This is a genomic window from Phycicoccus jejuensis, assembly GCF_044797865.1.
GTDB lineage: Bacteria > Actinomycetota > Actinomycetes > Actinomycetales > Dermatophilaceae > Phycicoccus > Phycicoccus jejuensis.
Map to the genome: position 1 here is coordinate 3,299,633 of NZ_CP085209.1, position 12,337 is coordinate 3,311,969.

At 73.9% G+C, this 12,337-nt stretch carries 15 protein-coding genes; 7 read left to right on the top strand and 8 right to left on the bottom strand.

Annotated elements, in window-relative coordinates; genetic code table 11:
* The first annotated feature begins 9 nt into the window (after positions 1–9).
* On the top strand, positions 10–498 hold the full coding sequence (locus LG324_RS15640) for a MarR family winged helix-turn-helix transcriptional regulator (RefSeq protein WP_404349397.1): 489 nt from the start codon (positions 10–12) through the stop codon (positions 496–498).
* Positions 495–1,478: an SDR family NAD(P)-dependent oxidoreductase gene (locus LG324_RS15645; RefSeq protein WP_404349400.1), complete on the top strand. Its 984-nt coding sequence runs from the start codon at positions 495–497 to the stop codon at positions 1,476–1,478. Before LG324_RS15640 ends, LG324_RS15645 begins: the two co-directional genes overlap by 4 nt.
* A gap of 4 nt (positions 1,479–1,482) precedes the next feature.
* Here the strand turns inward: LG324_RS15645 and LG324_RS15650 are convergent, their stop codons facing one another.
* The 5 genes from LG324_RS15650 to gatC all read right to left on the bottom strand — a co-directional run bounded on the left by LG324_RS15650 (position 1,483) and on the right by gatC (position 6,056).
* The gene (locus LG324_RS15650) at positions 1,483–2,115 is read right to left on the bottom strand and encodes a DUF3626 domain-containing protein (RefSeq protein ID WP_404349402.1); all 633 of its coding nucleotides are present in this window, start codon (positions 2,113–2,115) and stop codon (positions 1,483–1,485) included.
* A complete protein-coding gene (locus tag LG324_RS15655; protein WP_030527874.1) occupies positions 2,102–2,632 on the bottom strand; it encodes a histidine phosphatase family protein in 531 nt (176 codons plus the stop codon). The genes LG324_RS15650 and LG324_RS15655 overlap by 14 nt, the downstream gene beginning before the upstream one ends.
* 78 nt (positions 2,633–2,710) lie before the next feature.
* A complete protein-coding gene (gene gatB, locus LG324_RS15660; protein ID WP_030527873.1) occupies positions 2,711–4,237 on the bottom strand; it encodes an Asp-tRNA(Asn)/Glu-tRNA(Gln) amidotransferase subunit GatB in 1,527 nt (508 codons plus the stop codon).
* Positions 4,234–5,751 carry an Asp-tRNA(Asn)/Glu-tRNA(Gln) amidotransferase subunit GatA gene (gene gatA, locus LG324_RS15665; protein WP_404349406.1) on the bottom strand — a complete coding sequence of 506 codons (1,518 nt, stop codon included), beginning with the start codon at positions 5,749–5,751 and terminating at the stop codon, positions 4,234–4,236. The genes gatB and gatA overlap by 4 nt, the downstream gene beginning before the upstream one ends.
* An 8-nt stretch (positions 5,752–5,759) precedes the next feature.
* Positions 5,760–6,056, bottom strand: coding sequence for an Asp-tRNA(Asn)/Glu-tRNA(Gln) amidotransferase subunit GatC (gatC, locus tag LG324_RS15670; RefSeq protein WP_030527871.1), 297 nt, complete (start codon positions 6,054–6,056; stop codon positions 5,760–5,762).
* A 126-nt stretch (positions 6,057–6,182) separates the two neighbouring features.
* Between gatC and LG324_RS15675 the strand changes: the two genes are divergently transcribed.
* Positions 6,183–6,854, top strand: coding sequence for a trimeric intracellular cation channel family protein (locus LG324_RS15675; protein ID WP_030527870.1), 672 nt, complete (start codon positions 6,183–6,185; stop codon positions 6,852–6,854).
* A 10-nt stretch (positions 6,855–6,864) separates the two neighbouring features.
* Here the strand turns inward: LG324_RS15675 and LG324_RS15680 are convergent, their stop codons facing one another.
* On the bottom strand, positions 6,865–7,416 hold the full coding sequence (locus tag LG324_RS15680; RefSeq protein ID WP_404349411.1) for a hypothetical protein: 552 nt from the start codon (positions 7,414–7,416) through the stop codon (positions 6,865–6,867).
* Positions 7,417–7,478: 62 nt separating this feature from the next.
* Here LG324_RS15680 and LG324_RS15685 point away from each other — a divergent pair, with 62 nt between their 5' ends.
* A complete protein-coding gene (locus tag LG324_RS15685) occupies positions 7,479–7,898 on the top strand; it encodes a YbaB/EbfC family nucleoid-associated protein (RefSeq protein WP_207023374.1) in 420 nt (139 codons plus the stop codon).
* A complete protein-coding gene (locus LG324_RS15690; RefSeq protein ID WP_207023376.1) occupies positions 7,895–8,350 on the top strand; it encodes a hypothetical protein in 456 nt (151 codons plus the stop codon). Before LG324_RS15685 ends, LG324_RS15690 begins: the two co-directional genes overlap by 4 nt.
* A gap of 19 nt (positions 8,351–8,369) precedes the next feature.
* Here LG324_RS15690 and LG324_RS15695 read toward each other — a convergent pair whose 3' ends face one another.
* Positions 8,370–8,720, bottom strand: a complete 351-nt coding sequence (locus LG324_RS15695; RefSeq protein ID WP_030527866.1) for a hypothetical protein — start codon at positions 8,718–8,720, stop codon at positions 8,370–8,372.
* Between the two features lie 127 nt (positions 8,721–8,847).
* On the opposite strand from LG324_RS15695, the gene LG324_RS15700 reads away from it, so the two are divergent.
* Both LG324_RS15700 and LG324_RS15705 read left to right on the top strand, forming a co-directional pair.
* Complete coding sequence (locus LG324_RS15700) at positions 8,848–9,147, top strand: hypothetical protein (RefSeq protein ID WP_404349415.1); 300 nt, start codon at positions 8,848–8,850, stop codon at positions 9,145–9,147.
* Complete coding sequence (locus LG324_RS15705) at positions 9,144–10,145, top strand: hypothetical protein (protein ID WP_404349418.1); 1,002 nt, start codon at positions 9,144–9,146, stop codon at positions 10,143–10,145. Before LG324_RS15700 ends, LG324_RS15705 begins: the two co-directional genes overlap by 4 nt.
* Positions 10,146–10,163: 18 nt before the next feature.
* Here the strand turns inward: LG324_RS15705 and ligA are convergent, their stop codons facing one another.
* Positions 10,164–12,317, bottom strand: a complete 2,154-nt coding sequence (ligA, locus tag LG324_RS15710) for an NAD-dependent DNA ligase LigA (RefSeq protein ID WP_404349421.1) — start codon at positions 12,315–12,317, stop codon at positions 10,164–10,166.
* Positions 12,318–12,337 lie beyond the last annotated feature (20 nt).

Sequence of the window (12,337 nt, forward strand, 5' to 3'; positions counted from 1 at the left end):
GCTAAGTTGGTGAGTGATATTACGGATAACGACCCCCAGGACGCAACCCGCGCCGTCACCGAGCTCGTCCCGGCCTGGACCGGCTCGAGCACGCTCGACACGCTCCAGGAGCTGACCGACGTGGCCGCCCAGGTCCCCCACGAGGTGGCCAGGCGGGCGGGCCTGTCGACCTCCGAGCTGCACTCGCTGCGGCACCTGGCGATGGGTTCGATGGGCCCGGTCGACCTCGCACGCGCGCTCGGCGTCACGTCGGCGGCCTCGTCCCAGGTCATCGACCGTCTTGTCGCCCGTGGCCACGCAGAGCGCCGCCGCCACCCCGCCGACGGCCGGCGCACCGAGGTCGTCATCACCGAGTCCGGTCGCCGCGAGGCCGTGCGTCACCTCGCCCCGATGTTCGAGGGCCTCGCCCGCACCGACGCCTCGCTGACGCCCGCCGAGCGCGAGGTCGTCGAGCGCTACCTGCGCGGCGCCATCGCCGCGATGAGGTCCCTCACGTGAGCGGCCCGCTCCCCCGGGCCGCCGCCCGGCTCGTCGACACCGCCCTGGACCGCACGGTCGCTCCCGGTTTCACCGCGCTCGGAATCGCCGTGCGCCGGCGACTGCCGGGCTGGCCCGCCGACCCCGCCGTCGGGGCCCTGGCCGGCCGGCACGTCGCCGTCACCGGCGCGACGTCGGGCCTCGGCCGGCGCACGGCCCTCGACCTCGCCACGCTCGGTGCCACCGTCCACCTCGTCGTCCGCGACGCCGAGCGCGGCGAGCGCGTCGCGGGACAGGTGGCCGCCGCCGTCGGACGACCGGACGCCGCCCGCGTCTGGCGCTGCGACGTCGCCGACCTCGACTCGGTCCGGACCTTCGCGGGTCGCTTCGCCGCCGCCGACGTGCCGCTGCGCGGGCTGGTGCACAACGCCGGCGCGCTGCCCGCGGAACGCACGGCGTCACCGCAGGGCCACGAGCTGACCCTCGCCCTGCACGTGCTCGGCCCGGTCCTCATGACCGAGCTGCTCCTGCCCGTCCTCGAGCAGGACGCCGGCCGCGTCGTCCTCGTCACCTCCGGCGGGATGTACACCCAGCCGCTCCCTGTCGACGACCCCGAGTACACGACCGGCCGCTACAGCGGGTCGGTCGCCTACGCCCGCAGCAAGCGCGGCCAGGTCGAGCTCCTCCCCGTGCTCACCGACCGCTGGGCGTCGCGCGGGGTCACGGTCCACGCCACGCACCCGGGCTGGGCGCGCACGCCCGGTCTGGACGCCTCGCTCCCGTCCTTCTCGAAGGCATTGCGCCCGGTCCTGCGCACCGACGCCGACGGCAGCGACACCACCGTCTGGGTCGTGGCGACCGAGCCCGCCCCGGAGCCGGGCCGGCTGTGGCACGACCGACGGCCACGGCCGACGAGCGTGCTGCCCTCGACGCGCACGACCACCGCGGACCGCGTGCGCTACTGGACCGGCGTCGCGGACGCCCTCGACCTGCACCCCTGAACCCTCAACGCTCCCGGGGCGACCCGAAGCGCGCGACGTGGTGCCAGACCTTCTTGAGGTCCTGCGGGTCCTCGCGTCCGGTCTCGACGGCCCGGCCGACGACCGCGGCGTCCAGCCGGCCCTCCTCCCGCTCGAGGGCGTCGCTCAGCGGCCTCGCCGCGAACGCATCGGCCGGACCGACGAGGTCGCAGCGCTCGACCGTGCCGACGGCGGTGGGCAGGAAGACGGAGTCGGGGAAGCAGAAGGTCGTCCGCGGCAGGACGGACGAGGCCAGCCGGACGTGGGCCGAGCCGAAGCGCGGGGCCCCACCGAGACCCCGCCGTCGGTGGTCCAGCGCCCCGTAGCGCGGCCGCTCCGCCGCGGGCGCGTCGTCGTAGGCGCCCCCGAACATCCGCTGCTCCCACCGCCAGCGGCTGCCCCCGGGGTGGGCGGTCAGCCCGCCGTTGCTCGTCCCGGTCTCGAACTGCGAGCGGTACACCCGGTCGTGGCCCAGGTGCTCGAGCACCGTGCGGCCGGCCGACCTGCGCTCCGGGTGGAAGTTCACCGTCACCCGGAGGGTCGAGTCCAGCGGCCCTCCGCGGGCGAGCCGCCGGACGTGCTCGAGGGCCCGCAGCCGGCGGTCGTCAGCGCCCGTCACGGGCGACGTGGAAGCGCTCGAGCTGCGCGTCGCCGAACGCGAGGTCGGACCACCGGCCGGCGTAGTGCAGGACGGCGAGCGCGCAGGTCGGGAAGCCCTCGGCCATGGCCCGGTGCCCCTCGGCGCTGCCCTCGCCGTCGGCGAGCAGCTCGGCGAGGGCGGGGATGCCGGGCGCGTGGCCGACGACCATGACGACGTCGGCGTCGTCGTCGGCCTCGTGCACGACGTCGAGCAGCGCCTCGGGAGAGGCGTTGTAGATGCGCCGGTCGTGGTGCACGTCGGCCTCGGGGCAGCCTGCCTCCCAGACGAGCTCGCACGTCTGCCGGGTCCGCTCGGCGGTCGAGCAGAGCACCTCGTCGATGCCGATGCCGTGCTCGTGCAGCCAGCGACCGGCGGCGCTCGCGTCGCGCCGGCCCCGGCCGGTCAGCTCGCGCTCGTGGTCGCCGCCCGGGTTGGTCTCCTCCGTCTTGGCGTGCCGGAGCAGGACGAGGACGCGGTCTCGGGCGGCGCTGGTCATGCTCCGATCATGCACCCGTGGGGCACGCGGGTCATCCCCACGCGCCCCCGCGTGAGGAGGGCGACAGGACCTCGCAGGTCAGGCCTGGCCGAGCCGCTCGAGGATGATGGCGCGAGCCGCGCCGGCGTCGGCCTGACCCTTCATCTCGCGCATGACCTGGCCGATGAGCGCACCGACCGCCTGCACCTTGCCGTCGCGGATCTTCGCGGCGACGTCGGGGTTGGCGGCGATGACGGCGTCGACGGCCGACTCGAGCGCCCCGGTGTCCTGGACCAGCTCCAGGCCGCGGGCGTCGGCGACGGCGGTGGGCGTGCCCTCGCCGTCGAGGACGCCCTCCCAGGCCTGCCGGGCCATCGAGTCGTTGAGGCGGCCACTCGTGACGAGGCCCTCGAGCTCGACGACGTGCGCCGGGGTGACGCCGAGGCGCGCGGCGTACGACGGCACGTCCTCGCCCTCGGTGTTGGCGCGGCGCGCGATCTCGCCGGACCACCACTTGCGGGCGGCCGCGGGCGAGGCGCCGGCGGCGACGGTGTCCTCGACGAGCTCGACGAGCCCGGCGTTGACGACGTCGCGCATCTCGAGGTCGCTGTAGCCCCAGTCGGCCTGGAGCCGCTTGCGGCGGGCGGCCGGCGGCTCGGGCAGCGTGGCCCGCAGCGCCTCGACCGTCTCGCGCGAGGGTGCGACGGGCACGAGGTCGGGCTCCGGGAAGTAGCGGTAGTCCTCGGCGTCGGACTTGACGCGGCCCGAGGTCGTGATGCCGGTGTCCTCGTGCCAGTGGCGGGTCTCCTGCGTGATGGAGCCGCCGTCGGTGAGCACCGCTGCGTGCCGGCCGATCTCGTAGCGGACGGCCCGCTCGACCGAGCGCAGCGAGTTGACGTTCTTGGTCTCGGTGCGCGTGCCGAAGGTGTCGCCGTCGCGCGGCATGAGCGAGAGGTTGACGTCGCAGCGCATCGAGCCCTGCTCCATCTTCACGTCCGAGACGTCCATCGCCTTGAGCAGGTCGCGCAGCGTCGCGACGTAGGCCTTCGCGACCTCGGGGGCCTTCTCGCGCGTCGCGACGATCGGCTTCGTGACGATCTCGATGAGCGGGATGCCGGCCCGGTTGTAGTCGACGAGCGAGTGGGTGGCGCCGTGGATGCGACCCGTCGCGCCGCCGACGTGCAGCGACTTGCCGGTGTCCTCCTCCATGTGCGCGCGCTCGATCTCGACGCGGAAGGTCGAGCCGTCCTCGAGCTCGACGTCGAGGTAGCCGTCGAAGGCGATCGGCTCGTCGTACTGCGAGGTCTGGAAGTTCTTCGGCATGTCCGGGTAGAAGTAGTTCTTCCGGGCGAACCGGCACCACTCCGCGATGGAACAGTTGAGCGCCAACCCGATCCGGATGGCCGACTCGACCGCGACCGCGTTGACGACCGGCAGGGCGCCGGGCAGGCCGAGGCACACCGGGCAGACCTGCGTGTTCGGCTCGGCGCCGAACTCGGTCGGGCAGCCGCAGAACATCTTCGTGTTCGTGCCCAGCTCGACGTGCACCTCGAGGCCCATGACGGGGTCGAACGAGGCCAGCGCCTCGTCGAACGAGAGCGTGCGCTCACCGGTCGTCGTGCTCATCGGGACACCTCCGTCAGGTCGGGCGCGCAGTCCAGCAGGGGGCCTCCCCAGGCCGCGGCGAGGCGAGCCTCGAGGGCCGCGCCCACCGAGTACAGCCGCTCGTCGGCCATCGCCGGGGCGAGCACCTGGAAGCCGGCCGGGAGGCCGTCCTCGTCGGCGAGGCCGCTCGGCAGGGACAGGCCGGGGATGCCGGCGAGGTTGGCCGGGATCGTCGCGATGTCGTTGAGGTACATGGCCATCGGGTCGTCGAGCTTGTCGCCGAGCCTGAAGGCGGTGGTCGGCGCGGTCGGCGTGACGAGGACGTCGGCCGTCTCGAACGCAGCGGCGAAGTCGTCGGCGATGAGCCGGCGCACCTTCTGCGCGGAGCCGTAGTACGCGTCGTAGTAGCCGCTCGAGAGCGCGTAGGTCCCGAGGATGATGCGGCGCTTGACCTCGTCGCCGAAGCCGGCGTCGCGGGTCGCGGCCATGACCTGCTCGGCGCTCGGCGCATCGATGCCGTCCGGGGTGACCCGCAGGCCGTAGCGCATCGCGTCGAACTTGGCGAGGTTGCTGCTCGCCTCGCTCGGGAGGATCAGGTAGTACGCAGCGAGCGCGTAGGTGAAGGACGGGCAGGAGACCTCGACGACCTCGGCCCCGGCGTCGACGAGGTGCTGGACGGCCTCGTCGAAGCGGGCCTGCACGCCGGGCTGGAAGCCCTCGCCGGTCAGCTCGCGGACGATGCCGATGCGCATCCCGCTGACGTCGGCGCGGCGCGCGGCCTCGACGACGGCGGGCACCGGGGCGTCGACGGACGTCGAGTCCATCGGGTCGTGCCCGGCGATGACCTCGTGCAGGAGAGCCGAGTCCAGCACGGTGCGGCTGCACGGGCCGGCCTGGTCGAGGGAGGACGCGAGCGCGACGAGGCCGTAGCGCGAGACCCCGCCGTAGGTCGGCTTGGTGCCGACCGTGCCGGTGACCGCGGCCGGCTGGCGGATCGAGCCGCCGGTGTCGGTGCCGATGGCCAGCGGCGCCTGGAACGAGGCGACGACCGACGACGAGCCGCCGCCCGAACCGCCGGGGATGCGGTCGAGGTCCCACGGGTTGTGGCTCGGCCCGAACGCGCTGTGCTCGGTCGAGGAGCCCATCGCGAACTCGTCCATGTTCGTCTTGCCGAGGATCGGCATGCCGGCCTCGCGCAGGCGGCGCACGACGGTCGCGTCGTACGGCGGCACCCAGCCCTCGAGGATGCGGCTGCCGCAGGTCGTCGGCAGCCCGCGGGTCGCCATGACGTCCTTGACGGCGATGGGGACGCCGGCGAGGGCGTGCAGCTCCTCCCCCGCGGCGCGACGGCGGTCGACGTCGTCGGCGGCGGCGAGCGCGCCGTCCTCGTCGACGTGCAGGTAGGAGCGCACCGCGCCGTCGACGGCGGCGGTGCGGTCGAGCAGCGCGCGGGTCACCTCGCGGGAGGAGACCGAGCCGGCGTTGAGGAGGTCGGCGAGCTCGGCGGCGGTGGCGCGGGTCAGGTCGGTGGTCACGCGGTCGGTCACTCCTCGTCCAGGATGCGGGGCACGCTGAAGCGCTGCTGCTCGCTCTCGGGGGCACCGGCGAGCGCCTCCTGCGGCGTCAGCGACGGCCGGACGACGTCCGGGCGGGTCACGTTGACGAGCGGCAGCGGGTGGCTCATCGGCTCGACGTCGGCGATCGGGGCCTGCTGCACCGTCGCGACGGACTCGAGGATGACGCCCAGCTCCCCGACCATGCGGTCGAGCTCGGCGTCCGAGAGGTCGATCCGGGCGAGCCCGGCGAGGTGCGCGACGTCGTCGCGGGTCAGGTCGGCCATGGCGGTCAGTCTATGGGGGCACGCGGTCACGGCCGCGCGGCGCCCAGCCGGCTCACGCGCCGGGGAGCCCGTGCCCGACCCGGTCCCCCACGGCGCGCCGGCCCGTGCCGCTGCGAGAATCGGCCGGTGCTCACCGACACCGCGTCGCTCCAGACGGTCCTCGACGTCGTCGGGGTCTTCGTCTTCGCCCTCTCGGGCGCCATCGTCGCGGTCCGTCGGGGGCTGGACCTCTTCGGCATCCTCGTGCTCGGCTGGGTCGCCGGCCTCGGGGGCGGGATCATCCGCGACCTCTTCCTCGGCATCACCCCGCCGGTGGCGGTGAGCGACTGGCGCCTGCTGGCCGCGGCCGTGACCGCCGGCCTCGGGGTGTTCCTCCTCCACGGCACGTGGGAGCAGTCGTCCTCGACCCGCCCGCACGCTCGGCGACGCCGCGTCTCGTCGGTCGTGCGCCTGCTCGACGCGGCCGGGCTCGCGGTCTTCGCCGTGAGCGGCGCCCTCGTCGCCCTCGACCGGTCGGCCGGGCCGCTGGCCGCGACGCTCATCGGGGGCATCACGGCGGTGGGCGGCGGCATGCTCCGCGACGTCCTCGCCCGCCAGGTCCCCGAGGTGCTCCAGCGCGAACTCTACGCCGTGCCGGCCCTCGTCGGGGCGGCGCTCGTCGTCCTCCTGCACGACCTCGACGCCCTGACGCCCCTCACGGCCTGGCTGTGCGTGGGACTGGTCTTCGTCATCCGGGTCGTGGCCGTGGCCCTGGACCTCAACGCGCCTCGGGCGCTGCGCAGCACCCCCGTCGAGTAGCAGGACCCGCTCAGGCGGGGGTGCGGGGACCGACGGCCGCGAGCAGCGCCGCGGTGTCCTCGTCCCGCACGAGGTCGGGACGGCGTTCCACCCAGCCGCGCACGACGGCCAGGGACTCCGGGAAGCCCGTCTCGCTGGGCCGCAGCGCGGCCGCGGTCCGACCGTCCTTGTCGACGAGGAGGACGGCCGCGGGCCGAGGGCCGGTGGGCGAGACGGTCGTCGGCCCGCGGAGCACGACGCGTCGCAGGTCCTGCAGTCCGGTCTCCCGCCGGGTGAACACCGTCCGCCGGGTGACGGTCCACGGCCCGACGCGGACCTCCGTGCGCCAGAGCACGAGGAGCGACCCCGCCATCGTGACGAGGAGGAGGCCGGACACCAGCCAGCCGCCGACGACGTAGCCCGTCCACCCCGAACGGCCTAGCGGGACGCCGGGGTCGCCGGCGCGGGCCGCGTCGACGACCGCCAGGAGGATGCCCAGGCAGAGGGGCGCCATGATCACGGTGGCCAGGAGGCGCAGCCCTCGCTGCACCCGGACCACCACCTCGCGCGCGTCGTCGACCACCCCCGCACGGTAGCCGTCGCGACCACGCCCCGGGGGAGCGCCGGTCCTCTAGGGTGGCGCCCATGGTGGGGTCATCGGCCGGGAACGGCTACGGAGACATCGACGCCCAGGTCGAGGCCGCGCACGAGCGCGCGCAGCGGTCCGGCGTCTGGGTGCGCGAGATGGAGCAGCTCACCGGCCGGGGCACGGCCCTGCGCGGGGGCGTGAGCGTCGAGGTCGACCTGGGCGGCACCGTCGTCGGGCTCGGCATCAGCGACACCGCCGCCGGCCACGGCGGTCAGGCCGTCGCCCAGGCCGTGCTCGAGGCGCACGCCGAGGCCCAGCGCGACCTGCGCCGGCGCACGGAGGAGTCCACCGCGGCGGCGTGGGGACCCGGGTCGGCCACCACGGCCGCGGTGACGGACGAGGTCGAGCGGCTCACCCCCCGCGCCGAGCGCGACGAGCCGGACCCCCGCCCCCGACCGCAGGGAGGTGCCTGGTGAGCGGGTTCGACGACCTCAGCCGCATCGACGGGCTCGGCCAGGCCGAGCTCGACCGGCTCGCCACCCGCGCGCGCACCGCCCTCGAGTGGCGTCGCACCGCCGAGCAGCAGCGAGCCGCCGGCGAGCACGAGGGCGTGCGAGCGACGGTGAGCGGCACCGGAGCCCTCGTCGACCTGCGCATCGCGACGAGCGCCTGCGCCGACGGCGGCGACGCGCTGGCCGCGCGGGTGGGCGAGGCCATCTCACGTGCCCGGGCCGAGGTCGCCCGCCATGTCGTACGCACCGCCGAGGACGCGTTCGGCGAGGACGCCTCCGAGGTCCGCACCGTCCGCGAACAGTGGGAGGCCGGTGCGCTCCACCGGCCGGCCGTGCTGCGCACGGGGACCGACGAGGGCGACCGCGGACCGAGGCGTCCCCCGCCCCCGCCGCCGTCCGGCGGCGGAATGTGGTGAGCCGGAAGCCGACCGCGTCCTAGCCGACCGCCGACCAGCCTCGGGCCAGGAGACGCAGGACGTTGACGACGATGCTGCCCGCGGCGACGACGAGCAGCACGCTCATGAGGGCCCAGAAGCCCCAGCGCACCGCGAGTCCGCCGGACGACCCGGGGGTCTCGGCGCGCATGGCCGACCACCAGTGGTTCTCGGCCAGCGGCCCGTATCCGCCGGTTGCGTTCGGCAGGAACGGGACCCACCAGTCCCCCGTCGCGCGTGCACGGAGCGCCTCGGTGACGACCGGGCGGACGATGAGCCACAGGGCGAGGGCAGCGATGCCGACCACCCCGATCCCCACCAGCACGAGCAGAAGCCGCAGCCCCCAGGCCATCGGTCGTCCCTTCGGTCGAGATTCCCACCCCGACACCCGGCGGGGAGCGCTCCCCATCGTCAGGGGTGGCGAGTCCGCATATCGTACGGGCGGAGGGGTCGAGGGACCTCGGGAGGGACGGAACACCGTGCAGTACGACGTGAACCCCACGGGCATCCAGCAGCATGCCGTGAGCCTGGCCGGCATCGAGGCCGACGTGCGCTCGAGCTCGACGGCCGCGGAGACGACGCTCGACGGGTCGTCCTTCGGGGTCATCAACCAGTTCCTCGCGAGCACGGTCGGGCTCTTCGCGGGCGCGGTCAACACCGGCATCTCGAACGCCGCCGCCGACCTCGGCAAGACGGTGACCATCCTGCGCACGCAGGTGACGAACTACCAGGACGACGACGCGAGCGCCGCCGGGAACGTCGCGGGGGCCGGCCGATGAGCGACCTCGTCGTCGCCCCGGGCGAGCGGTCGGCCACCTCGGGCGCCGGTCTCATCGACTCGGGCACCTCACTGTGCCAGGCCATCGGCGACCGCAGCTGGGTCGACGCGGCGCTGTCGGGCGTGGCCGTCGGGTTCGACGTCGTGGCGACGGTGAGTGACCCGCTGGGCAGCCTGTTCGCCGCAGGCATCGGGTGGGTCATCGACCACCTGGACCCCATCAAGAGCTGGTTCGACGACCTCGCGGGCAACCCCGAGGAGGTCAGCGCCTTCGCCGGCACGTGGCTCAACGTCGCCAACAGCCTCTCGGCGAGCAACACGACCTTCGTCATGGGGGCGAACCAGAAGCTCGAGGGCATGTCCGGCCCCAACATGACGCGCTACCGCGAGCACATCGACGAGATGTCCGACCGCCTGTCGTTCTGGTCCGGCGCCGCCCGGGCCATGTCGATCGGCACCGAGGCCGCCGCGGTCATCGTGGGCTTCGTCCACGGGCTGCTGCGCGACGCCCTGGCGCAGATCGCCGGGGCGATCTGCAGCTATGTCGCCGAGCTCGTCATCACCCTCGGCGCGGCGACCCCGCTGGTCATCCACCAGGCGACGACCCGCGTGTCGGCGCTCGTCGCCGAGATCGGTCCGAAGATCACCGGGCTCAAGAACTCGGTCACCGACCTCGACAGCCTCATGCACGAGCTCCGCGACATCCTCAACGACATCCCGCGCTTCCTCGGCAACCGCTACTCGGTGCCGAACCACCCCAACCTGCGGTGGAGCAACGTGGTCAACGACCCCGCCCACCTGCTCAACGGGATGTCCGTGCGCGACGCGATGAACCTCGTCAACGTCAAGCCGCAGTACCGCCACCTGTTCGCCAACGACCCCGCCCTCTGGGCCAAGGTCGTGCGCGAGGCGTTCCGGGACGGGGTGCCGGGCAACGCGAGCGACGCCGGCAAGAACATCAACGCGGCGATCCAGAACCAGATCGAGGGCCACCACTGACGCGCGCGGGCGGGGGCCTCAGTCGGGTGAGCCGGTCTCGAGCAGGCGGGTGAACTGCGCCTCGTCGAGGATGGTCAGCCCGAGCTCGCGCGCCTTGTCCTCCTTGGAGCCGGCGTTGGCGCCGACGACGACGTAGTCGGTCTTCTTCGAGACCGACCCGGACGCCTTGCCGCCGCGCGCGAGGATGGCCTCCTTGGTCTCGTCGCGCGAGTACCCCTCGAGCGAGCCGGTGACGACGACGGTGAGGCCGGCGAGGGTCTGCTCGACCGACTCGTCGCGCTCGTCCTCCATCCGCACGCCGTCGGCGGCCCACTGCTCGACGATGCGCCGGTGCCAGTCGGACCCCTCGCCGTCGAACCACTCGCGGACCGCCTGGGCGATGACCGGCCCGACGCCCTCGACGCCGGCGAGCTCCTCGAGGCTCGCCTCACGCACGCGCTCCATCGAGCCGAGGTGCTGCGCGAGCGCCCGGGCGGCCGTGGGCCCGACGTGCCGGATGGACAGCGCGACGAGCACGCGCCACAGCGGCTGGTCCTTGGCGGAGCCGAGGTTGTCGACGAGCCGCTGCCCGTTGGCCGACAGGACCCGACCGTCGACGACGGCGTCCTCGGGGTCGGTCTTCTTGGCCGCACGCGTGTAGAGCGGCACGCGGGCGACGTCGGCAGCCGTGAGCGAGAACACCATCGCCTCGCTCGGGCCGCCGAGCTCGGGGTCGTCGAGGACGCCGGACTCCAGCAGCGCCGTCGAGCCCTCCCAGCCGAGCGCCTCGATGTCGAACGCGCCGCGTCCGGCCAGCGAGAACAGCCGCTCGCGCAGCTGGCTCGGGCAGGACCGCGAGTTGGGGCAGCGGATGTCCTTGTCGCCCTCCTTCTCGTAGGCGAGCTCGGTGCCGCACGACGGGCAGTGCGTCGGCATCTCGAACTCGCGCTCCGAGCCGTCGCGCAGGGCGACGACCGGGCCGAGGATCTCGGGGATGACGTCGCCGGCCTTGCGCAGGACGACGGTGTCACCGATGAGCACGCCCTTGCGCACGACCTCGTGGGCGTTGTGCAGCGTGGCCATCGAGACGGTCGAGCCCGCGACGGTGACCGGCTCCATCACCCCGAACGGCGTGACCCGGCCGGTGCGGCCGACGTTGACCTGGATGTCGAGGAGCCTCGTGTTGACCTCCTCCGGCGGGTACTTGAACGCCATCGCCCAGCGCGGCGCGCGGCTGGTCGAGCCGAGCTGCCGCTGCACCGAGAGCTCGTCGACCTTGACGACGACCCCGTCGATCTCGTGCTCGACGCTGTGCCGGCGCTCGCCGTAGCCGTCGACGAAGGCTTGGACGTCCTCGACGCTGCCGAGGACCCGGTAGTGCGTGCTCGTGGGGAGGCCCCACGCGTGGAGCAGGTCGTAGGCCTCCGACTGCCGCGTGATGTCGAAGCCGCGCCGGGCGCCGATGCCGTGGACGAGCATCCGCAGCGGGCGGGTCGCGGTGACGCGGGGGTCCTTCTGCCGCAACGACCCCGCGGCGGCGTTGCGCGGGTTCGCGAAGGGCGGCCGACCCTGCTCGACGAGCGAGGCGTTGAGGTCGCCGAACGCCTCGATGGGGAAGAACACCTCGCCGCGCACCTCGACGAGCTCGGGCACGTCGTCGCCGTGCAGCTCGGTGGGGACGCCGTCGATGGTGCGGACGTTGAGCGTCACGTCCTCACCGGTGCGCCCGTCGCCGCGGGTGAGGGCGCGGGTGAGCCGGCCGTTCTCGTAGAGCAGGTTGATCGCGAGACCGTCGATCTTCAGCTCGCACAGCCAGTGGAAGGACGCTCCCCCGGCGTCGCGCTCGACCCGGGCGGCCCACGCCGCGAGCTCCTCGGCGGAGAAGGCGTTGTCGAGACTGAGCATCCGCTCGAGGTGGTCGACGGCCGTGAAGTCCGTGGAGAAGGTCGCCCCGCCGACCTGCTGGGTCGGGCTGTCGGGCGTGCGCAGCGAGGGGTGCTCGTCCTCGAGGGCATTGAGGCGCTTCATGAGCGCGTCGTACTCGCCGTCGCTGACCGTCGGCGCGTCCTTGACGTGGTAGGCGAACTGGTGGCCGCGCGCCTCCTCGGCCAGCGTCTCCCACTCGTGCCGGACCTCGTCCGGGACGGTGGCGGCGGGCTCCTGCGCGGCGGGGTCGGTCGGGGTCTCGCTCACCCGCCCATCCTGCCGCAGAC

Bases quoted from the DNA above. Each gene is read 5' to 3' on its own strand.
- LG324_RS15655 (WP_030527874.1), bottom strand. From the start codon at position 2,632: ATGACCAGCGCCGCCCGAGACCGCGTCCTCGTCCTGCTCCGGCACGCC.
- LG324_RS15705 (WP_404349418.1), top strand. From the start codon at position 9,144: ATGAGCGACCTCGTCGTCGCCCCGGGCGAGCGGTCGGCCACCTCGGGC.
- gatC (WP_030527871.1), bottom strand. From the start codon at position 6,056: ATGGCCGACCTGACCCGCGACGACGTCGCGCACCTCGCCGGGCTCGCC.
- LG324_RS15685 (WP_207023374.1), top strand. From the start codon at position 7,479: ATGGTGGGGTCATCGGCCGGGAACGGCTACGGAGACATCGACGCCCAG.
- LG324_RS15695 (WP_030527866.1), bottom strand. From the start codon at position 8,720: ATGGCCTGGGGGCTGCGGCTTCTGCTCGTGCTGGTGGGGATCGGGGTG.
- gatB (WP_030527873.1), bottom strand. From the start codon at position 4,237: ATGAGCACGACGACCGGTGAGCGCACGCTCTCGTTCGACGAGGCGCTG.